This window comes from Streptomyces sp. Q6 (assembly GCF_036967205.1).
GTDB classification, from domain to species: Bacteria; Actinomycetota; Actinomycetes; order Streptomycetales; family Streptomycetaceae; genus Streptomyces; species Streptomyces citrinus.
Genome location: NZ_CP146022.1, coordinates 898,235 through 921,805, shown reverse-complemented (window position 1 = coordinate 921,805; position 23,571 = coordinate 898,235). Strand labels below are relative to the sequence as shown.

Annotated in this window: 7 protein-coding genes; 3 read left to right on the top strand and 4 right to left on the bottom strand. The window is 72.8% G+C overall.

What is annotated here, in order from left to right:
* The first annotated feature begins 250 nt into the window (after window positions 1-250).
* Window positions 251-5,578 carry a pullulanase-type alpha-1,6-glucosidase gene (gene pulA / locus V2W30_RS04405; RefSeq protein ID WP_425244481.1) on the top strand — a complete coding sequence of 1,776 codons (5,328 nt, stop codon included), beginning with the start codon at window positions 251-253 and terminating at the stop codon, window positions 5,576-5,578.
* Between the two features lie 73 nt (window positions 5,579-5,651).
* Here pulA and V2W30_RS04400 read toward each other — a convergent pair whose 3' ends face one another.
* Window positions 5,652-9,920: a S8 family serine peptidase gene (locus V2W30_RS04400; RefSeq protein ID WP_338693800.1), complete on the bottom strand. Its 4,269-nt coding sequence runs from the start codon at window positions 9,918-9,920 to the stop codon at window positions 5,652-5,654.
* A 38-nt stretch (window positions 9,921-9,958) separates the two neighbouring features.
* Complete coding sequence (locus V2W30_RS04395; RefSeq protein ID WP_338693799.1) at window positions 9,959-13,279, bottom strand: S8 family serine peptidase; 3,321 nt, start codon at window positions 13,277-13,279, stop codon at window positions 9,959-9,961.
* Between the two features lie 531 nt (window positions 13,280-13,810).
* On the opposite strand from V2W30_RS04395, the gene V2W30_RS04390 reads away from it, so the two are divergent.
* Window positions 13,811-17,884 carry a S8 family serine peptidase gene (locus V2W30_RS04390; protein ID WP_338693798.1) on the top strand — a complete coding sequence of 1,358 codons (4,074 nt, stop codon included), beginning with the start codon at window positions 13,811-13,813 and terminating at the stop codon, window positions 17,882-17,884.
* Window positions 17,885-17,955: 71 nt separating this feature from the next.
* Here V2W30_RS04390 and V2W30_RS04385 read toward each other — a convergent pair whose 3' ends face one another.
* Window positions 17,956-18,759 carry a helix-turn-helix transcriptional regulator gene (locus V2W30_RS04385; protein WP_338693797.1) on the bottom strand — a complete coding sequence of 268 codons (804 nt, stop codon included), beginning with the start codon at window positions 18,757-18,759 and terminating at the stop codon, window positions 17,956-17,958.
* Window positions 18,760-18,869: 110 nt separating this feature from the next.
* Here V2W30_RS04385 and V2W30_RS04380 point away from each other — a divergent pair, with 110 nt between their 5' ends.
* Entirely contained in the window at window positions 18,870-19,808 is a 939-nt protein-coding gene (locus V2W30_RS04380; protein WP_338693796.1) for a helix-turn-helix domain-containing protein, read from the top strand.
* Window positions 19,809-19,852: 44 nt separating this feature from the next.
* Here V2W30_RS04380 and V2W30_RS04375 read toward each other — a convergent pair whose 3' ends face one another.
* Window positions 19,853-23,323 (bottom strand): S8 family serine peptidase, encoded by a 3,471-nt coding sequence (locus V2W30_RS04375; RefSeq protein ID WP_338693795.1) that lies wholly within the window; start codon window positions 23,321-23,323, stop codon window positions 19,853-19,855.
* Between the last annotated feature and the right edge of the window lie 248 nt (window positions 23,324-23,571).

Genomic DNA, 23,571 nt, shown 5'->3' with positions numbered 1-23,571 from the left:
GGCTTCCGGCCGGTTTCGCCGGGCTCTGGCGCGGGCCGGAACACAGGTAACGCGTCGTGAGCGTGGGGCAGTTGAGAAGGTCACGTCAATGGGTCTGTTGAAAGTTCTTGCTGTGAGTTGCAGGAGTCTTGCAGCAAAGATCCTGCAAGCGATACGGTCACGCGGCGGACCGGTGCCGCCTCCCCGCGTTCCGGTTCCGCGCCCTCGTCTCACCACCCCAAGAGCCCTGACCTCGCGAGGAGTTCACGCCTTGAGCCGCACCCCGAGCCGCATATCTCACAGACGGGCCGCCGCGTACACCGCGGCCGCCGCGCTCCTCTCCTTCTGTGGTCCGCTCGCCCAGCCCCTGGCGGCCCGCGCGGCCGCCCCGCCCGCCCCGCCGTCCGACGCGAAGCTCGCCGCCGCGCCCGCCCGCCACGACCTCACGCGGGAGCAGTACTACTTCGTCCTGCCGGACCGGTTCGCCGACGGCGACCCGTCCAACGACCGCGGCGGCCTGACCGGTTCACGCCTCGCGACGGGCTACGACCCCACCGACAAGGGCTTCTACCAGGGCGGTGACCTCAAGGGCCTCACGAAGAAGCTCGACTACATCCAGGACCTCGGCACCACCGCGATCTGGCTCGCGCCGATCTTCAAGAACAAGCCCGTGCAGGGCGAGGGCAAGGACGCCTCGGCCGGCTACCACGGCTACTGGATCACCGACTTCACCCAGGTCGACCCGCACTTCGGCACGAACGCGGACCTGAAGAACCTCATCGCCAAGGCCCACGCCAAGGGCATGAAGGTCTTCTTCGACGTCATCACGAACCACACCGCCGACACCGTCGACTACACCGAGAAGAAGTACAGCTACCGCCCCAAGGGCGCGTACCCGTACCTCGACTCCGAGGGCCGCCCCTTCGACGACAGCAAGGGCGTCACCGCCGAGGTCGACGAGGACGCGTTCCCGTACACGCCGCGCAACACCGGCGAGATGGTCCCCTCCTGGCTCAACGACCCGACCATGTACCACAACCGGGGCGACTCCACCTGGGAGGGCGAGTCGACCACGTACGGCGACTTCTCCGGCCTCGACGACCTGTGGACCGAGCGTCCCGAGGTCGTCAAGGGCATGGAGGACATCTACGAGAAGTGGGTGCGGGACTTCGCCGTCGACGGCTTCCGCATCGACACGACGAAGCACGTGAACCTGGACTTCTGGACGCAGTGGGCGACGGCGCTCGACACGTACGCCGCCGCGCGCGGCCGCGAGGACTTCTTCATGTTCGGCGAGGTCTACTCCGCCGACACCGACGTGACCTCGCCGTACGTCACCCGGGGCCGCCTCGACGCGACGCTCGACTTCCCGTTCCAGGACGCGGCCCGCGCCTACGCCTCGCAGGGCGCGAGCGCCGACAAGCTCGCCAAGGTCTTCGCCGACGACTACAAGTACGCCACCGACAAGGCGAACGCCTACGAGCAGGTGACGTTCCTCGGCAACCACGACATGGGCCGCATCGGCACCTTCCTCAAGACCGACAACCCGAAGGCCTCCGACGCCGAACTCCTCCGCCGGGACCGGCTCGCCAACGAGCTGATGTTCCTCTCCCGCGGCAACCCCGTCGTCTACTACGGCGACGAACAGGGCTTCACCGGCGCCGGCGGCGACAAGGACGCCCGCCAGACGCTGTTCGCCTCGAAGGTCGCCGACTACCTCGACGACGACGAACTCGGCACCGACCGCACCCACGCCGACGACGCGTACGACACCACGCACCCGCTCTTCAAGACGATCGCCGCGCTCGCCGAGCTCCGCAAGGACAACCCGGCGCTCACCGACGGCACGCAGAAGGAGCTGTACGCGAAGGACTCGGTGTACGCGTTCTCGCGCACCGGAGGCGACCGCGAGTACGTCGTCGCCGTGAACAACGCCGACGAGCCGAAGACCGTCGAGCTGCCCGTCGAGTCCGCGAGGTTCCGCACCCTGTACGGGGGTTCGGGCACCCGGACGGCGACCGGCGGCACCGTCGAGGTCACCGTGCCCGCCCTGTCGTCCCTGGTGCTGCGCGCCGAGAGCAAGCTGCCCGCACCGGCCGCGAAGCCCACGCTCTCCCTGAAGGCGCCGGCCGCCGGAGCCACCGGCACGGTCACCCTCGCCGCCGACCCCGGCGACACCGCCTCCGCCCGTGTCGTCTTCGCCGCGCAGGTCGGCAACGGCACATGGCGCACGCTCGGCTCCGTCGACCATGCCCCGTACCGGATCACGCAGCACGTGGCCGACACGGTCGCGGCCGGCACCGCCCTGCGGTACAAGGCGGTGGTGGTGGACCGCGCCGGACGGACCGCGAGCGCCCTCGCCGACACGACGGCGGGGAAGGCGCCCGCGCCCGAGAAGCCGACGGCCGTCGACCGCGACCACGCCGTCGTCCACTACCGGCGCACCGACGGCGACTACGACGGCTGGAAGCTCACCTCCGAGGGCCAGGCCGCCGAGTTCAGCGGGCGCGACGCCTACGGCGCCTTCGCCTGGGTCAAGGTCCCCGACGGCGCGAGCTCGCTGACGTACACCGTCGAGAAGTCCGGCACGGCCGACGGCGCGCGGCGCACCATCGACCTCGGCAGGACCGGGGAGGTCTGGGTCGAGCAGGGCAAGGACGCCCAGGCGACAACGGCGCCCGACGGGGTGTATCCGCCGCAGGACGAGAAGAAGGCGATCGTCCACGTCCACCGGGCCGACGGCGACTACGACGGCTGGGGTCTGCACACCTGGACCGGAGCCGCGACGCCCACCGACTGGTCCAAGCCGCTCCAGCCCACCGGCGAGGACGCGTACGGCCTGATCTTCGAGGTGCCGCTCGCCGACGGTGCGACGTCCCTCAACTACATCGTCCACAAGGGCGACGAGAAGGACATCGCCACCGACCGCTCCCTCGACTTCGCCACGTACGGCAAGGAGGTGTGGCTGAACTCCGGTGACACCGACTACCTGCTGCCGTCGGTCGGTTCGGGCACCGATCTGGACCTGTCCAAGGCGCAGGCGCAGTGGATCGACGCCGACACCGTCGTCTGGAAGGTGACCGCGACCGCCGCCACCAGCCAGCAGCTCGTGTACGCGCCCGAGGGCGGCATCACGGTCGAGGACGGCGCGCTGAGCAGTGAGGGGCACTGGCTGCGCCTGACGCCGTCGTCGCTGACCGACGCGCAGAAGGCCGCTCATCCGCACCTGAAGGACTATCCGGCGTTCACCGTCGACGCGCGCGACCGCGACCGGGTACGCGACGCGCTCGGCGGCCAGCTCATCGCGACGCAGCGCGCGGCGAACGGCGCCCTCCTCGCGGCCACCGGCGTCCAGATCCCCGGCGTCCTGGACGACCTCTACGGCTCCGCCGCCGAGAAGGCGTCCCTGGGACCCGTCTTCACGAAGGGCAAGGTCACCCTCTCCGTGTGGGCGCCGACCGCCCACACGGTGCGCCTCGACCTCGGCGGCAAGGACGTCGCCATGCGCCGCGACGACGCGAGCGGCGTCTGGTCCGCCACCGGCTCCGCCGCCGCCTGGCGCGGCAAGGAGTACCGGTACGCGGTGACCGTCTGGGCGCCCAGCGTCCAGAAGCTCGTCACGAACAAGGTCACCGACCCGTACTCCGTCGCCCTGACCGCGAACTCGCAGCGCAGCCTGGTCGTCGACCTCGCCGACAAGTCCCTGGCCCCCAGGGGCTGGTCGACCCTGACGAAGCCGAAGGCCGTCGCGATGAAGGACGCGCAGATCCAGGAACTGCACATCCGCGACTACTCGGTGGCCGACACGACCGTCGCGGCGAAGCACCGCGGCGGCTACCTCGCCTTCACCGACTCCGGCAGCGACGGCTCGAAGCACCTGCGGAAACTGGCGGCGTCCGGCACCTCGTACGTGCACCTCCTGCCGGCCTTCGACATCGCCACGATCCCCGAGAAGAAGTCCGAACAGGCCACCCCGGACTGCGACCCGAGCGCCTACGCGGCGGACAGCGAGAAGCAGCAGGAGTGCGTCGCGAAGACGGCCGCGAAGGACGCCTACAACTGGGGCTACGACCCCTACCACTACACGGTGCCCGAGGGCTCGTACGCCGGCGACCCGGACGGGACCGACCGCACCGTCGAGTTCCGCAAGATGGTCAAGTCCCTCAACGACGACGGTCTGCGCGTCGTCATGGACGTCGTCTACAACCACACGGCGGCGGCGGGGCAGGACAAGACGTCCGTGCTCGACCAGATCGTCCCCGGCTACTACCAGCGGCTCCTCGCCGACGGCACCGTGGCCAACTCGACGTGCTGCGCGAACACGGCGCCCGAGAACACGATGATGGGCAAGCTCGTCGTCGACTCCGTCGTCACCTGGGCCAAGGACTACAAGGTCGACGGATTCCGCTTCGACCTGATGGGCCACCACCCCAAGGCCAACATCCTCGCGGTCCGCAAGGCCCTCGACGCGCTGACCCTGGAGAAGGACGGCGTCGACGGCAAGAAGATCATCATCTACGGGGAGGGCTGGAACTTCGGCGAGGTCGCCGACGACGCCCGCTTCGTGCAGGCCACGCAGAAGAACATGGCGGGCACGGGCATCGCCACCTTCTCCGACCGGGCCCGCGACGCGGTCCGCGGCGGCGGCCCCTTCGACGAGGACCCCGGCGTCCAGGGCTTCGCCTCCGGCCTCTACACCGACCCCAACGCGTCCCGGGCGAACGGCACGTCGGACCAGCAGAAGGCGCGGCTCCTGCACTACCAGGACCTCATCAAGGTCGGCCTGTCGGGCAACCTCGCCGCGTACGAGTTCACCGACACCGACGGCAAGAAGGTGAAGGGGTCCCAGGTCGACTACAACGGCGCGGCGGCCGGGTACGCGGACGCGCCGGGTGACGCCCTCGCCTACGCCGACGCGCACGACAACGAGTCCCTGTACGACGCGCTGACGTACAAGCTGCCCGCGGGCACGTCGACCTCCGACCGGGCCCGGATGCAGGTCCTCGCGATGGCCACCGCCTCGCTCTCGCAGGGCCCGGCCCTCTCCCAGGCGGGCAGCGACCTGCTCCGCTCGAAGTCGCTCGACCGCAACTCCTTCGACAGCGGCGACTGGTTCAACGCGATCCGCTGGGACTGCGCCGCGGGCAACGGCTTCGGCCGCGGCCTGCCCCCGGCCGCCGACAACCGGTCCAAGTGGCCTTACGCCAAGCCGTTGTTGGCGTCGGTGAAGGTGCCGGGCTGCGCGCAGATCGACGGCGCGTCGGCCGCGTACCAGGACCTCCTGAAGATCCGCACGGCCGAGCCCGCGTTCCACCTGTCCTCGGCGGCGCAGGTCCAGAAGGCGCTGTCCTTCCCGCTCTCCGGCAAGGAGGAGACGCCGGGCGTCATCACGATGCGCCTGGGCGACCTGGTGATCGTCTTCAACGCCACGCCGACGAGGCAGAAGCAGACGGTCGCGGCCGTCGCGGGTGACGGGTACCGGCTGCACCCGGTGCAGGCCGCCGGCTCCGACGACGCCGTCAAGTCGGCCTCGTACGACAAGGGTTCGGGCACCTTCCAGGTGCCGGCCCGGACGGTGGCGGTGTTCACCGGGAAGTAGCAGGAGCTCGAACGGCCGCGACCCCTGCCCCCTCGATACGGGGGGCAGGGGTCGCGGCCATGCTCGGCCGTGCTCAGTCGGGCAGACCGGCGACGAGGATCTTCGTGTCGCCCCCGTTCTTCAGGTCCATGGCGTAGAAGGCCACTTCATTCCTGTTGTTGAGGCCGATGCCCTCGGTCGGCACCCACAGGGAGGCGTCGACCAAGGCGTGCAGGTCGTACATCCGGCCCTGCGGGTCCCACACCACGGCGGTCGTCGTGTCGGGCGCCGTCTCCGCGGTGCCGGCGATCCAGCCCGCGTCGTTGACCGCGAGCGCCTTCGCGTCGAAGCCGAAGTCCGGCAGCCGGGTCATCGTGCCACCGGGCCGGACGACGAACGCGTCGTCGCCGCTGGAACCGACGATCTCGCCCGAGGCGTTGATGCCGCGCGCGGTGCTGTCGGTCATACCGGGCAGCGTGCCGAGGTCGGTGGCGTGCCCCTCGGCGTCCCAGCGCACGGCGTGCCGCTTGCCGCCCACCGAGGAGTGGCCGACGGCCACCCCCGTGTCGCTGATGGCCAGCGGCTCGGTCAGCGCCCGGTTGTCGGTGAGGTGCTCCAGCTTACGGAAGCCGTCCGCGGCGCTCCACGTGAACGCGTCGTTGACCTGCTGGTTTCCGCCGGTCGCCGGGTTCTTGATGTAGCCGGTGGCATTGCCCACGACCGTGCCCCTCGCGTTCACGGCGAACCCGCGGTCGTACGTGTACGTCTCCCAGTCGGGCAGCGGCAGCGCGGTGAGCGCGCCGTCCTTGTCCCACAGGGCGGCGCGGGTACCGCCGCTGAGGGTCAGCTGACCGGTGGCGTAGCCGCCCGTACGGCTCTGCCCGAGGACGTACCCGTTGCGCGCGCCCCCGTCGTCCATGAGCCTCATGCCGTGCTCGGCGTCCCAGATCATCGGCCGGCTGACCCCGGAGACCTGCCGGGAGCCGCCGATCCGCCCGCCGTCGTCGAAGGAGAAGCCGACCGCGGGCCCGAACGACGACGTGACCGTCGCGGACGGCTGGGTCACCTTGCCGAGCAGCACGTCCGCGCTGCCGAGCGCGGTGCCGTCGGCCGCGGCCAGCGAGAACCGGCCCACCAGACGTGTGCCCGCCGGCGGCGCCGTGTCGGCGACGAGGCGGCCGCCCACCCGGGTCTTCTCGCCCGCGTCGAGCCGCACCGGCTTCTCGTCGTCGACGGTCACCGCGCCGAGCGACGCGGAGAACAGCGTGTCCTGGATGTCGAAGGTGGTGGAGCCCGACGGGACCGAGGTGCCCGCGATGTACAGCGTGTAGTAGCCGGGCTTCGGATCCTCGACCGTCAGCGACTCGCGGGAGCCGCCGTTGGTCGACGACGCGACCAGCGCGCCGGACTGGGCGATCAGATACAGATCGAGATCGGCGTCCGGGTCGGACGCGTGTCCCATCGACACCTCCAGGCGCGTCGCGTCGCGCGGCACCGTCACCGTCTTGCCCGTCATCGCCTGGTCGGTGAGGGTCGGTGTGGCCTGCGACAGGGCACCGAGGGCGCCGCCCGTGGCGTGCGCGGTCACCGGCGCGAACCGGTTGACGGCGGTGAACGCCTTCTCGGCCGGCGCGTGCACCGCGCTCTCGTCGATCACCGACGACGCCGGGTCGAACGTGGCCCCGAGCACGGTCGCGGTCAGCCGGTACGGGTTCTCCAGCCGTGGCGAGGTGCGGCGCGCCTCCACCTCGAACTCCCAGACGCCGGGCATCGGTCGCGCGTACGTGCGCGTCTTCGGGTCGCAGTCGTCGGTGTCGGAGTAGTGCGTGTAACAGCGGCCCGCCCCGGTGTCCTCGACGGGCATGCCCTGCGGGTCGACGGCGAGGAACCGGGTCTGGCTGCCGTCGGCGACCCGCGACAGGTCGACCGTGACGGCCGCGGCGCCCTCGGGCACGGTGACGAAGACCGACCGGGTCGCGTTGCGGTCGACGCTTCCCGCGCCGGACACCGCGTACGACGGCCGGTCGGGCGTGTCGCCGATCACGACGGTCACCGGGACGTACCGGTCGACGCCCGCCGTGTCCGGGTCGTCGACGCGCAGCAGCGCCGAGTGCGCGCCCGCCGACCGGGCCAGCGCGCGGACGGCGACGGTCGCGGGTTCGCCCGCGGTGAGCCGCACCTTCTTCGGGGCGGTGAAGGTGCCGTCGTTGCCGAGCCACGACAGCTCGGCGGTGCCGGTGGTGTCGGCGGTGAGCCGGACGTCGTAGGTACGGGCCCTGCCGAGCTCCTGTCCACCGTCGCCGGCCGCGCACCGGTTGTGGATGCCCGTGCCGGTCCCCGGGGTGGCGAGCAGCCCGGCGAGCGCGGTGCACACGGGGGCCTCGACGGAGTACGCCGTGGGTTCCGCGCCCTTCGCGAGCGTCTTCCACGCCGCCGGTACGTCGAGGAGGCCGGCGCCCTGCGCGTACGCGGGCACGTCGTCGAGGAAGCGGGCCGAACCGGTCAGCGCCGTGCGCAGCGCCGCCGGGGACACCTTCCTGCCGGTCGCGCGCGCCGCCGAGAGGAGCAGCGCGGCGTCGCCCGTGGCCTGCGGCGACGCCATCGACGTCCCGTTGAACATGCCGTATCCGGCGGGCAGTTCGTAGCCGGTCTGCGGCACGCCCTCACCCGCGAGCCACGTCGGGATCGACGACACGGCGGCGCCCGGGGCGACCACCTCGGGCTTCATGCCGCCGTCCTCGCGGGGACCGCGCGCCGAGAACGGGAACAGGCCCTGCCGCGCCGACACCCGCGAGCCGTAATCCGCCCACCAGGTGTCCTTGCTGACGGAGGCGCCGACCGCGAGGACCTTGTCGGAGACCCCCGGGTCGGAGACGGTGTTCATGCCGGGGCCGTCGTTGCCCGCCGACGAGACGATCTGCACGCCGTACTTGTCGATCAGGCGGTTGTAGAGCACGGCCCGCACATTGGCGCCGTCGTTGAGGGCGGGCAGCCCGCCGATCGACAGGTTGACCACGTCGACGCCCTTGTTCACGACGGCGTCGATCATGCCCTCGGCGAGCGCGTACGAGGTACAGCCCGAAGCGAACAGACACACCCGCTCGGAGACGATCCGCGCGCCGGGCGCCGCGCCGTTCATCGTGCCGCCGAACATGCCGTGGCCCGCGGCGATGCCCGCCACATGGGTGGCGTGCGCGCCGGAGACGATGCCGATGTTCACGAAGTCGGCCGTCTTTCCGACGCTGGTGCCGCCGCGCGCGGACAGGTCCACGTCGTCGCGGTGCTCCACGGTGAACGGCATCGACTCGGCGACCGGCGTCCGCGGGTCGTCGGTGCCGAACCGCGCCCACTTCCCGCTCTTCGCGTACGGCTCGACGACGTCCCCGGCACCGAAGGCGTGGTCGAGATCCGCGTCGACCCACACCGTGTGATCCGACGCGCGGTACAGGACGCCGAAGCGGTCCTTGTAGTCGCCGTCACGGTTGACGTCGCCCTCCAGCTCGCTGCCCCAGGTCTCGTCCTCGTCGAAGTACGCGAACTCGTAACTCCCGGACGGAGTGGGCGTCTTGAAGGTGACGCCGCCGTACGTGAAGGCGCCGTTGACGGCGGACACCTTCAGGTTCAGCTGCAACCAGGTCGGGTCGGGGTCGGTGACCGGATCGGTCGCCGTCACCCAGTCCGCGATCTTCGGCTCGCCCGTGGTCGTGGTCCGCAGCGCGGGGTGCGAGGGGTCGACGCCCGTGTCCAGGACGCCGATGGTCACACCGCGGCCGTCCCAGGTGGGGTGATCGGCGGTGAAGTCGGTGGCGCCGGTCTCCCCGGTCGGCAGATACGGATTGTCGGCCGGGGTGTCCTTGCCGGGCGCGGCCGGGGTGTCCCCGTCGGACGCCCCCGCCTTCCGGTCCTTCGCGGCGACCGGCGACGGGTCGGGGATCTTGTACGTCTCGCTCAGGTCGAGGGCGCGTACGGAGGAGAGGGCGGTCAGCGCGGTGACCTTGCCGGTGGGGACGGTGGCCCGCACGTAGCCGAGCTTGTCGGTGAACTCGCCTATGCGGCCGCCGAGTTCGACGACCTTCTCGCGGACCGCCGCGGTGTCGCCCTGGCCGGTGGCGAGCAGCACGGTGACGGTCTTGCGCTTCTTGCTCTCGGCCTTCTGGAGCAGTGTGCGGTCGTGCGTGCCGAGCTTGTCGTGCTTCGTGTGCGGTGTCTTCTTGGGGGAGTCGGTGACGGCCGTGCCGAGCGGGTGCGGCACGGCGGCCGCCTGGGCCGGCGGTGCCACGAGACTCAGCAGGGAGCCGGTCAGGCCGGCCGCGAGCGCGGCGGCGGCCCACCGGCGCCCGGGGCGCGGGATGGAACGGGACATGGGTGCCCTTTCGCGTGTCTGGCGGGGATGCGGTGGGGTCATGGCGTGGTCGAGGTGCTCGGCGCGACACCGAAGGCGCGGGTGATCGTCTGCGTCACCGTGCTGCCGTCGCTCGCCGAGACCTCGGCGCGCAGCGTGGCGAAGGACGCGCCGGCCGGCGGGGTCAGGTCGGCGTGCTCACCGGGTCCCGTGGCGTCGGCCTTGACGGTGACGGACGTCCAGGTCGCGCCGTCGTCCCAGCTGACGTCGAGCCGGGTGCGGCCGACGGTGGCCTCGGCGGCGCCGGGCGCCCGCCGCACCGCGAGGTCGACGCGGGTCGTCGCACCCGGTGCCGCGGAACCGGACGCGTCCAGGTCGCGCGGGGTCAGCCGGACGGCCATGAGCGGCAGGACCGTGCCCGAGCCGTCGTCCGCGGCGGAGTCGAAGCCCCACACCGACCGCACCCGGGTGGACAGCGCGGCGTAGGACTGGGCGCGGGTGAGGTCGGCGCTGAGCGTGTAGCGGCGGCTGCCTGCGGGGACGGTCAGCGTCTTGCCGGAGCCGACCGCGTTCCACGAACTCACCGGCGCGCCGTCGGCGGTGAGGGCGAGGGTGCCGGTGGCGCCCCAGTCGGTGCCGCCGCGGCTGCCGTCACCGTCGACGAACCACGAACTCCCGGTCCACGCCATCGTGTTGCCCGTGCGGCGCAGGGGCGCGGACGGCAGGGCCGGGCCGATCACCGCGGCGGCGAAGTCGAGACGGTCGAGCGCCTTCGGGCCGAACGCCCGCGACGCGGTGGCGAGCGACTGACGCCCGGCGATCGTGACCCGGTCGAGCCAGTCGCCGGTCGTGCGGTAGTCGTGGACGGTCGTCGGGAAGCGGACCGACTGGTCGATGAAGACCGGCAGCAGCGACGCGTGGTCCGGCGCGGCCCCGGCGGTGCCCGCCGCGGGCGCGCCCTGGGCGTGGAAACCGACGCGCACGTCCGTCAGGTCCGCGCGGCGCACCGAGACGGACGGGTCGGAGGGGACGCCGCCGGTCCAGGTCCGGGCCACGTGGTAGAAGAATGGGCTCGGCGCGGACGACGAGGCGCCCTCGGCCGCGAGCACGGCGAACGTCCGGTACGTGGCGTCGTTTGTGCCCTGTGCGTCGAACGGGACCGCGTAGAGCGAGCGGCCCGCGTTCGCACCGGTCGTCACCGCGCTCATCGTGTAGACGCCCTCGCCGGCAGGGACGGCGAGTGCCGCCTGCACGGCCGTGGCCGCGGCCCTGTCGTCGTGGACGTCGGCGCCGACCGGGACGCCGTCGCGCGCGTCCAGGTCGACCGAGGTGTCCGCCAGCGGCGTCACGGTCGCGGCGGCCATCGTGGTGGTCCGCTCGGTGCCGGCACCGGAGGAGATGGTCATGCCGATCCAGTACTGCGCCTCGGGCACGGACGCCGTGCCGGTGCCCCCGGTCAGGCGCACCGGGTAGCGGTCGCCGGTCCAGCGGTTCACCAGCAGCGCGGTGCCGGTGGCGGCGGCGCCGTCGCGCTGGATCGCGCGGACCGTCACCTGGTGCGTGGGGAGCGGGCTGTTGACGCCGAGGACGGTACGGGTCACCGGGGTTCCGGCGTGCGAGGCGGTGAGGATCGCGGACCAGGGGCCGTGCGGCAGCAGCGAGGCGCGGGCGGTGACCTGCGCGGTCGCGGTGCCGTGCGCGGGCACGGTGACGGAGTCCCGGTCGACCGAGAACTGCGCGGCGTTGCCCGGCTGGGCCTTCGGCGACAGCGGCGTGCCGATCGCCAGGTCGAGCGTCGTCTCCTCGTCACCGGTGTTGGTGAAGGTGACGGTGTGCTCGGTGTCCTTGCCCGCCGTGTCCGCCCAGCCCGCGGTCGTCGTCAGGTTGGGCGGAGAGGCGAGGACCTTCTGCTCCACGGCACGGCCCGCGTCGACCCGGCCCGTTCCCTGCTGGTACGGGGAGAGACCCGCGGTCGGGTCGGCGCTGGTCATCAGCGCCGTCTTCAGCTGTTCGCCGCTCCAGTCGGGGTGCGCCTGCGCGAGCAGCGCCGCGGCACCGGACACATGCGGAGTCGCCATCGACGTACCGCTCTTGGCGGTGTGGCCGCCGCCCAGCTTCGCCGCGACGATGCTCACGCCGGGGGCGGTGATGTCGGGCTTGACGGCGTTGTCGGAGGGGCGGGGACCACGGCTGGAGAAGGCGGCCAGCGCGTCGTCGGAGTCGACCGCGCCGACGGCGAGGGCGGAGTCCGCGATGGCCGGGGCGCCGACGGTGGCGGTACCCGACTCGCCGTCGTTGCCGGCCGCGACGACGAACAGTGTCCCTGTGCTCTTCGACAGCTCGTTGATGACGGCGATCGCCGGGTCCGTCTCGTCGGCGGGACCGCCGAGGCTCATGCTGACGACCTTGGCGTGCACGGTGTTCACGGCCCAGTCGATGCCCGCGAGGACGGCGGACGTCTTGCAGTTGCCGCTGCTGTCGCAGACCTTGCCGACGGCCAGTGACGCGTCGGGCGCGACACCGCGGTACGTGCTGTCGACGCCCGCGATGGTGGAGGCCACGTGCGTGCCGTGGCCGTTGTCGTCCTCCGCGCTGCCGGCTCCGGTGAAGTCCGCCGAGACGCTGACGCGGCCCGCCAGGTCCGGGTGGTCGGAGTCGTAGCCGGTGTCGAGGACGGCGACGGTGACGCCCTTGCCGGTGTAGCCGTCCCGCCACGCCTGCGGGGCGTTGATCTGCGGCACGCTCTTGTCCAGCGCCACACGCATGCCGGCGTCGAGCCACACCTTCCGGACGCCGCCCGCGAGGGTGCGGCCGTGGCCGGTCGCGGTGAGGTGCCGCCAGGTGGTGGCGGCGTCGGCGCGGCTGCCGGGCGAGAGGGCGGTCACGCCGAGCCGGGACAGGGTGCGCCCCGGGTGCGCGGCGTCACCGGCGGCGTTGCGGGCCTCGCGTCCGGCGGCGGCGCCCTTGCCGTGCTGCACGAGCATGGCGACGGTGCGCTTCGCGGCGCGCCCCTTCGTGCCGTACCCGGCGTCCAGCAACTCCTGGACGTCGAACAGGCGCGGGTCGATCCGGCCCGCGGCGAGGAGCGGTTCGGCGTCGGCGGGGACGACGCTGACATGCCCGGAGGGCAGCGTGGTGATGCTGAAGCTCTGGCCCGAACGGCCCGGCGCGGGGGTGACGGTGGCGGAACGGACGGTGTCGCCACGCCGCTCCACCGTCACCGTGTCACCGGTGGGCAGCGGCACACCGGCCGTCGTGATCGGGGCGCGGGCCGACGCGGGGGCCCGGTCGGCGGCGGCCGTCGCGTGGACGGCGGTGGCGGGCAGGAACGCGGCGACGGCCGCGAGGGCGGCCGCGGTTGCGGCGGGTCTCGGATGCACGGAGGGGGTCTCCCGGTGCTCGCAGGGGAACGACCCGGCCGATGTTGACAGCGTGCCGCCGGTCAAAGCGGCCTGAGCGGTGGCGACTTGACGACACGACGCATTGTTGCCAGGGGGCGGCGGAGAGCGCCGCCGTGACGCCCGTCCCTGCCCCGGACCGACCGTCGCCGCGTTGGACGGACGAAGAGGATCGGCGTGGCCCGCGTGCACCACCGGGACGGACCGTTGCCGCGTCGTGCGGACGAAGAGGGCCGGCGTGGCCCGCGCGCACCACCGGGACCGACCGTCGCCGCGTCGTACGGACGAAGAGGGCCGGCGTGACGCCCGTCCCTGACCCGCGCCGACCTGTCGCCGGGTCGTGCGGACGAAGAGGACCGGCGTGGCCGTGCGCACCACCCGCGCCGACCCGTCGCCGCGTCGTATTGCCGACACGTCGTAATCCCGCCAGCCTCATCCCTTCCACCCCAACAGCCCCCGAGCTCATGATCGTTCGATTCGTCGGCAGCGGAGCAGCAGAGCGGAGAAGGAATCATGCGGCACGTTCCCGGACGCGGGCGCCCCACCCTTGCGATCGCGGTCACCGTCCTCGCCCTGCTCGCCGGGGCGGCGCCCTCAGCGACAGCCGCACCAGCCGCCCCGGCCGCCCCGAACGCGTCCGCGGCGAGCGCCCGCGACGTGCTCGCCTCGCTCGACGACCAGGAGTTGCGGGCGCTGCACCGTACGGCCTCCCTGAACCTCGGGGGCCTGCACGTCACGGACCGGAAGGCGCTGAAGTCCGCCCAACCCGTGGACGTCATCGTGCAGTTGGACACGCCGCCCGCCCGCACGGCCCGACTGCTCGCCGCCACGCGCGGCCACAGCCTGAGCGCGGACGCCGCCGAAGCGGCCGTGGGCACGGCACAGAAGCGGTTCCGCGGACGCCTCCACGCCATGATGGGCGCGCAGGACGCCACGGTGCGCCGCGCCTACACCCACAGCTTCGACGGGGTGAACGTGCGGCTGCCCGGAAATCGCGTCGCCGACCTCCTCGACCAGGACGGCGTGACGGCGGTCTGGCCCGACACCGAGGTCAAGGCCACCGCCACGACCGAGGCACCCTCAACTCCCGCCACGGAAAAGGAGAATGCCGACGCCCAAGGTCTCGCCCGCCTGCACGACGAGGGCCTCACCGGCAAGGGCGTCAAGGTCGGCATCATCGACACCGGCATCGACTACCGGCACCCTGACCTGAAGGCGGCCTACGCCGGCGGCCACGACTTCGTGGACGACGACGACGATCCGATGGAGACCACGTACGCCGACTGGAAGGCGTCCGGCAAGGCGGAGACCAACTACGGCTCCCCCTACTACACCGAGCACGGCACCCACGTCGCGGGCATCGTCGCCGGACGGGGCGACAGCGGCACGGAGCGCGCCGCGCACGGCGTCGCCCCGGGCGCCTCCGTCTACGCGTACCGGGCGCTCGGCCCGTACGGCATGGGGTACACCAGCGACATCCTCGCCGCGATGGACCGCGCGGCGAAGGACGGCATGGACGTCGTCAACATGTCGCTCGGCGCGACCCTGAACGACCCGCTCACCCCGCAGGCCGTCGCCGCCGACAACCTCGTCCTCGCCGGGATCACCACCGTCATCGCCGCCGGGAACAGCGGCCCCGACGCGAAGACCCTGGGCACGCCGGGCGCCGCCGCCCTGCCCCTCACCGTCGGCGCCCACGACGCGCCGCTGACCCTGCCGTCGTACACGCTCACCGCGGGCGGCTCCGGCGTCGAGGGCCGGCTGCTCGCCCAGCCGTACGGCGACGGCCTCGACCAGCTCACCGACGGCGCCGGCCTCGACGTGGTCGACGTCGCCACCGGCACCGCCGCCGGATACACCGGCAAGGACGTGACCGGCAAGGCCGTCAGGATCGTACGGGGAGCCGTCCCCCTCGACGAGAAGGTGCGCCGCGCGAAGACCAAGGGCGCGGCCGCCGTGCTGCTCGTCAACGACGACGCCGACGAGGGCCACATCCCGTACTACCTCGGCGAGAGCGCCGCCTACGTCCCCACCTTCTCCGTGAGCGCCGCCGACGGACCGGCCCTCACCGGACACGTCACCTTCACCACAGCGGGCACCTTCCGGCTCGGCGGCGAAGGCCTCGCCGACTTCAGCTCGCGCGGCCCGGTCTACGGCACCGGCGCCATCAAGCCCGAGATCACCGCCCCCGGCGTCAGCATCCTGTCCTCCGTGCCCGCCGACACCGTCACCCCCGGAAGCGACGACTACACGTACGCCTACGCCCGGCTCAGCGGCACCTCGATGGCCACCCCGTACGTCGCGGGCGTCGCCGCCCTGATGCTCCAGGACGACCCGGACCGCACCCCGGACGACATCAAGACGGCCCTCATGAACACCGCGCGCCCGCTCCCCGGCGACGTCAGCGTGTTCGAGGCGGGCGCCGGTGCCGTCGACGCCTACGACGCCGTGCACACCACGACCGCGCTCACCGTCCCGGCGACCACCCCGATCACCGAGGACGACGGCACGTTCGGCGAACTCGACCAGCGGACCGGCGCGTTGGACCTCGGGCTGCTGCCCGTGGGTGAGACCACGGATCTCCGGCGCCGTCTGCTTCTGACCAACAAGGCCGCGGCGCCTGCCCGTTACTCGGTCGACGTCGCTTTCACGCGCGGCTCCGGCTCCTCCGGCGACGCGCGGGCCGCCGGGATCCGCCTGACGCCCGACCGGGACACCGTGACCGTCGGCGCCCACGGGAAGGCCACCGTACGCACCGCCCTGCACGTCCCCGACGACGCTCCCGCCGCCTACTACGAGGGTGTCGTCACCCTGACCCCCGCCAAGGGCACGGCACTTCACGTGCTGCGCGTCCCCTTCGGACTGCGCGTCGGGAAGTCCGGGTTCGCCGAGATCGACATGACCAAGCCGGTCATGTCGACGGGCCGGGCCTCCGACGAAGGCTCCGTCGGCGGCGGCGCGGTCACCTTCGACCTGCGGATGGCCGGACAACTGCGCAGCGTCGACGTGTTCCTCGCCGACGCCGACGGCAAGGACCTCGGCTACATCGGCGGCGTCGGCACCGTCGGCCTGACCGAGGGCGTCCTGTACGGCCCGGCCACCGTAGGCGGCTGGTACCTGCCGTTCACCGGGCGCGACGACATGCCTCTCGACCCGCGCGGCCGCTGGGTCGAGGACGGCCACTACAAGCTGCGGATCGTCGGCACCGACGGCTTCGGCCACACCGACACCGCACTGCGCGACATCTACGTCGACGAGCACACCCCGTCGTACGAGGACGCCTACGGGGCGGCCGACCCCGCCCACCCCACGGTCGTCGAACGCCCCGCCGACGCCACGTCGTTCGCCGTCGCCGGCACCCTCAAGGACTCCGAGACCGACGCGATCCGCGCCGCGGGCCTCGACATCGGCCAGGACGACAACGTCCTCTACTACTCCCTCTACAGCCCCCTGGCCCCCAACGGCAGCACCCGGCCCGACGCACAGGGCAGGGTGAGCACCTCCATCGCCCTGCCCAAGGGGCCGCCCACCAACTACGTGAAGCTGTGGCCCACCGACGCCGCGGGCAACATCGGCGCCGTGCGGTCCATCAACCTGATCGCGGACGACAAGGCGTACGTCGTCGGGGACGCGAGCACGGCGCAGGCCCGCGCGGGCGACACGGTGACGTACACCCTGACCGCGCACGACCTGAAGCACTGGAAGAGCTTCTCGTCGCAGATCCGCTACGACGACCGCAACCTGGACGTCGTCGCCGTCGAACCCACCGCCGAACTCGCCGCCCACGACCCGTCCGCGATCCGCTCCACCGACGTGTCGGCCGGGTCCTCCTCGTCGACGACGCTCTCCTTCGACGTCGGTGACACCGACGGACTCACGGCGGACGCCATGCCGCTCGTCACCGTCACGTACAAGGTGAAGGAGGGGGTCTGGGCCGCCTCGGCGGGTCTCGGCACGGGCACCACCTCCGCCGTCGACACCGCCGGGGTGAAGGTGCCCCTGAACATCCAGTTCTACGGCGGCGTACGGAAGTTGAACGCCACCTCCTCCTTCAGCGCGCGCCCCGCCGCGCAGGCCCTGCTGACCAAGGGCTCGGCCTTCGACACGGCCCGCGACTACAGCGCCGACGGCATCGAGGCGAGCCTCACCGCTCCGGACGGCACCCGGCACACGCTGACCGCCGACACGGCGGCCCGGATGGGGGCCGATTCCCTCGCACCGTCCGGGAAGCCGTACCGCTTCACCGTCAAGGTCCCCGGCCACTTCACCTGGAGCGAGGACATCGACCTGGCGGCCCACGTCGACGGCGGCCTCGCGGGCACCGTCGCCCACTCCGAGGCCGCGCTGGTCGCCGGAGACGTCAACGGCGACGACGTCATCGACGTACGGGACGCGGCCCTCGTCCATGCCGCGCGCGGCACCGCGGACCGGGCCGCCGACATCGACCACAACGGCACCGTCGACGCCCGTGACCTGGCCTGGGTCGTGGAGAACTACCTCCGGCAGAACTCCATGACGGACCAAGTGACCGCGCCGGTGCGGAAGGTGCACGGAAAGTCCCTCGCGGACTACGTGCGGCTGATGTGACCGAGGCCGGTGTCCGGAGGGCGGGGACCCGGACACCGGCCTCTCGGATCGTGCGGATTCCCGGCGGCCGGTCAGACCCAGTTGTTGCGCATCGCGTACCACCCGAGCTGGACCCGCGAGGAGACCCCCGCGACGTCCATCAGCGCGCGGACCCGCCGCTGCACCGTCCGGGAGGACGTGCCGAGCTGGTGGGCGGTGGCGGCGTCGGTCAGGCCGGACAGCATCAGTTGCAGGATGCGGCGGTCCGTGGGGCTCAGATCGCCGTCCTCGCGCAGATACGGGCGCGACCGGCGCCACACCGCCTCGAACAACTCCGTGGCCAGCAGCGCCAGCGGCGCCCGCAGGAGCATCGCCCGGCCCGGCTCCACCTGCACCATCGCCGCCTCCCCGTCCGCGACGACCAGCTTGATGAGCGGCTGGTCCACGACCCGCACCTGATGCCCCGAGGCGAGCCGCTCGTCGAGCGCGTGCAGCGCGGCGGGCTCCGCGAGGAAGTCCCGGTCCACGACGACACGGTAGGTGGCGTCGGGGTTGCCGTCCCTGCGGGGGCCGGGAACCACCGGCGCCTCCTCGGCGGGCTCGGGCAGCGTCGTCGGCACCGGCGCCACCGTGTTCGCCCCCGACTGGAAGACGCACAGCGAGGAACGGGCCCCGTACTCCAGCTCGTACAGCCGCGCGGCCTGGGCCTGCCGGCCCTCGCAGAACTCGACGTAGCCGTCGCCGCCCGGGACGGCGGCCGGTTCCCACGCCGCGAGGGCCGCGCTCAACGACGCCTGGGCGCGGGCCAGGTCGGCCCGCAGCCGGGCGGGGGAGAACAGCGGAGCGGCGGCACCGGCCGCCGCACGATCAACAGCATCGGAACGATCGGACGACATGCGTACAGTGTCGCGCCTCCCGTCGCACCCGCCCCGACCGCCCCCACCCGGCCCCCACCTGCGACACTGCGCACGGCACAGCCGCCGAGCGGATGAGGGAGCGGACAGAGGTGGGTCTGGAGGATCTGGGGCTCACGGCGGACGAGGACACCGTCTACCGGGCGCTCGTCGGCGTCCCCGCGGCGAGCGGGGCCGAGATCGCCGCACTGTCCCGGCTGACCCCGCGCCGAGCCGACCCGGCGCTGCGCGTCCTGCTCGACCGCGGACTCGTCACGGCCCACGGCGAGCGCTACACCGTCGCCCACCCGGCCGTCGCCCTCGGCGCCCACCTCGCCGCGCACCGCGAACGCCTGCACCGCGCCGAACTGACCGTCGCCCGCCTCGTCGAGGTCTACCGCACGGCCGCCGTCGACCGCGTCCAGCGCGAACTCGTCGAGATCGTCGAGGGCACCGAAGCGATCGGCACGTGCTACCGCCAGCTCCAACTGTCCGCCCGGCACAGCCTCGACATCCTCTCCGCGGGCGAGCCGCAGGCCGTCACCCCCGACGACAGCGAGGAGGTCACCGCGATGAGCCGCAGCGTCCGGGTGCGCGCCGTCGTCGACCAGGGCTTCCTCACCGAACCCGGGGCCGCGGCCCACCTCCACCAGTCCCTGGCCGACGGCGTCGAGGTCCGCGCCGTCGCCGAGGTGCCGTGCAAACTCATCGTCGCCGACGGCGAGGCGGCGCTGCTGCCCCTCAACGGCCGGGGCGCCTCCGTGGATCCGGCGATGGTGCTGCGCGGCGGCCTCGCCCGGCTCGCCGTCGACCTGTTCACGCAGGTGTGGGAACGCGCCCGCCCCTACCGGGCCCCGGACTCCGGCATCGACGTGCTGGACCTGCACATCCTGCGGCTGCTGCTCGCGGGGCTCACCGACAGCGCCGTCGCCGGCCAGCTGGACCTGTCGGTGCGCACCGTGCAGCGCCGCCTCCAGACACTCATGGCGCGGGCCGGGGTGACCACCCGGATGCAACTCGGGTGGCACGCCCGGCACCACGGCTGGGTGTGACGGGCCGTCCCCTCCGGCCCCCGGCCCGTCACACGTCTGTCAGGTCAGCGCAGGGCGACCGCCCGGACGACGTCCTGCGCGATCGACAGGCCGCCCGGAGCCTGGGCCGTCGCCCGCAGCGACACGGACGCCGCGTCGCGCGGGGTGTCGAGGACCGTCGTCCACCGCCCCTCGGCCGTCCGCTCCAGGTCCGCGTCCCGCCAGGTCGCGCCGTCGTCGTACGACACCTGGAGCGTGGCCGACGTGGCGGCGCGCGCCTCGTCGTACGTGGCCGAGCGCAGCCCCAGTCGCAGGCGCGCGCCCGCCCGGGCCCGGCCCTCCAGATCGGTGTCGACGTCGTACGAGACGTTCAGGAGCGGCACGTCGGCGCGCGCCGTGCCCGACGGCAGCGGCCGGTAGTCGAAGCCCCACGTGGTGGACGTCTTCGTGGACGTCGGCCAGGCCGACGTGGAGCGCTGCCCCGTCGCCGTCAGCCGGTACGAGCCGGCCGTCAGGTTGTACGCGCGGCCCGACTGGGAGTTGGACCCCGCGACCCGGGTGTCGCCCCGGTAGAGCGCGGTCTGCCTGGTCCCGCCCCCGGTGCCGACGTGGTCGTCGGCACCGCCCGACCACATCGCGGCGTTCCAGGAGAAGGTGTTGCTGCTCGTCGCGTACGCCGTGTAGGTGTCCTTGAAGCGCGGTGCCTGCACCGGCGCGAACCACGACCCGTCGTACCGCCGGCCCGCCGTGTACGACGCCGTCTGCCCACGCTCGAAGTAGCCGCCGGCGGCGCCGAGTCCGGTGTGCTGCTCGAACCACGACCCCATGGCGCCGGTGCCGCCGGTGACGTACTCGGTGGTGGTGCGCGACCAGCGCTCGTACGTCTCGACGCCGAGGGCCGGACCCCAGGACGGGACGAAGTACCGGCCGCCGTAGCCCAGCGTGCCGTCCGTCGCGTGGACGTGGTTGTCGACGCGCGCCAGATCGCTGTTGGCGGGCCGGTAGGCGAGCGAGGCGTCAGGGATGACGCCGTCGAACGTCTGCACCAAGTCGTAGGTGTAGTCCGGGTACTGGCGCTGCCGGACGTGGAGCGTCCCCGTGCCCGACGCGGCCTCGCGGATCAGCTGCGCGCCGGTCTCCCGCGCCACGGAGGCGACGGTCAGACCGTCGGCGCCCGAGTAGCTCTGGTTGAGGCGGCCCCGCGTGTCGTTGACGACGATGAGCAGCGCCGCTCCCGCGTCGGCCGCGGCCCGCGCCCGCTCGTTCGCGGTGACCGTGTCGTTCCGGTCGACGATGACGGCCTTCCCGTCCGCGTCGAGCCCCGTGTAGTCGGCCGCCGCGCCCGGTCCGGCGTACACCGTCCGCAAGGTGGAGACGCCGTCGTGGAAGGCGGTGTTCGGCTGCGCCGCGAGCGTGACGTCGCGGCCGCTGCCGGTCTCGGCGTCGAGCGCCTTCTGCCGCAGCCGCCAGTGCAGGAACGCCTTCAGCGAGCCGTCGGCGACCTTCTCGGTCGGTGACAGGTAGACGGAGTCGTACTTGGTGGCCAACTGCCAGGAGGTCGACCAGTCGTGGTCGGCGGCAGCGGCGTAGTCACGGTGGAGACCGAAGACCATCTGGGTGGTCTCGCTCTCCCGCTCGGGCACCACGTACGCCTTGCGCGCCGTGGAGGCGTCCAGGACGGCGGTGGCGTCGGTGTGCGCGGCGCCGAGGGTGACCTCGGGGGCGGCGAGGAACGCCTGGCCGAGGGAGTCGGAGGTGTCGCCCGGGACGTCCATGTACGTCGTCGCCGTGTAGCGGCCCGGCGGCAGGCGCAGCGTCTTCTCGCCCTCGACGGTGACGTACAGGGGGTCCTCGGTGGCGGCGTCGTGGACGACCACCGTCGACGAACCGGCGTGCCCGTCACGGTCCTTCACCTTGAGGGTGAGGTCGTACCTCTCCGCTTCTTTGAAGAGCGCGAAGCCGGTGTGCGCGACGACCCCGCCCGACGCGGCGTCCGTGGCCGTGACCTGCCCGGAGAACGTGGTGCCCGCCTCCACCTTCGACGGGTCGAGCGTCAGGGTCACATCGGCGGTGCCGTGCGCCGGGACCGTCACCGAGGACGCGGAGAGGCGGTAGGCGGCGCTGTCCGTGCCGGTGGCGAGGTCGAGGGTGACGTCGGCGTCGCCGTCGTTGCGGTAGTCGATCGTGCGCGTGGCCGCCTTCGCGTCGGCGTGGGGCCAGTCGTAGGCGGCTGCCGCGACGGACCCGGTCGCCTCGACGGTGGAGTCCACGGCGGCGGCCACGTCGACCCGGCCGGTCCCCACCTCGTACGGCGTCTCGCCGGTCCGGTGCGATGTGGTCATCAGCGCGTTCTTCAGGCGCTCGCCGCTCCAGTCGGGGTGGCGCTGCTTGAGGATCGCGGCGGTGCCCGCGACGAGCGGCGTCGCCATCGACGTCCCGCTCATGGTGCGGTAGAGGCCGCCGGTCCAGCCCGGCACGGACTGCGAGGCGGCGGCCGTCACGTCGACGCCGGGCGCGGAGATGTCCGGCTTCAGGGCGTGGCTCGCGGGCAGCGGGCCCTGGCTGGAGAACTCGGCGCGCTCGTCGTCGCCGTCGACGGCGGCCACGGTCAGCGCGGCCTCGGCGGCGCCCGGGGTGCCGATGGTGCCGGGGTCGTAGGCGTTGCCCGCGGCGATCACGTACAGCGGCCCGCCGTCGGCGGACAGCGCGTCGACGGCCTGCGACATCGGGTCGCTGCCGTCGGACCCCTCGGTGGAGCCGAGGCTCATGGACACGATGTCCGCGCCCTGCGCCTCGGCCCACTCCATACCGGCGATGGAGTACGACTCGTCACCGGTGCCCGCGTCGCCGAGGACCTTGCCGATGAGCAGCCGGGCCCCGGGGGCGGCGCCCTTCTCCTTGCCGTCGGAGGCGGCGCCGGTGCCCGCGACGGTCGAAGCGGTGTGGGTGCCGTGGCCGTTGCCGTCGTCGACGCCCTGTCCGGGCACGAAGGACGCGGACGCGTCGACCTGCCCGACGAGGTCCGGGTGGTCGAGGTCGGCGCCCGTGTCGAGCACGGCGACCTTGACGCCCGTGCCGTCGAAGCCCTTCCGCCAGGCGTCGGTCGCCTTGATCTGCGCCGTGTCGTCGGCGAGGGACGCCTTCACCTTGCCGTCGAGCCACAGCTTGCCGACGCCACCGTCGAGGGTGCGGGGCGCGCTCCCGGGGGCGATGTCCTTCCAGAACGCGTGGGCCTTCGCCTTGTCGGTGCGCAGCGCGGTCGCGTCGATCGACTTCAGGGTGCGCACCGCCTTGGCGCCGCTCGGCGCGGCGGGCGGCCGGGCGGTGCGGCCCGTGGCGGACGCCGTCGCGATCAGCGGGACGGTGTCGGTGTGCGCGTCGTCGTAGCCCATGGCCGCCAGTGCGGTGACGTCGAACAGCCGGGGGTCGAGCCTGCCCGCCGCCAGCAGGGACGTCGCCGTCTCCGGTACGACGTAGGTGTCGTCGCCCTGGGTCGACACCTGCACGCCGTGGTCACCGGCGGGATCGACCGTCACGATGTCGTGGCTGCCGGGCAGGTCGGTGTAGTGGACGAGGTCGCCGGTGACAAGGGTGATGTCGTACGCCGTGCCGGCCGCGGCGGGGTCTCCGCCGCGACCGGCACGGCGCCGGCCCGGCCCGGCACGGCCATGGTCAGGCCCGCGAGCACCAGCGTCAGGGCGGCGGTCCGACCGGGCCGGCGTCTGGATATGGATCTCATGCAGAGGATTTAACGTGCGCCGCGGCGCCCGCACAGCACCCGCCG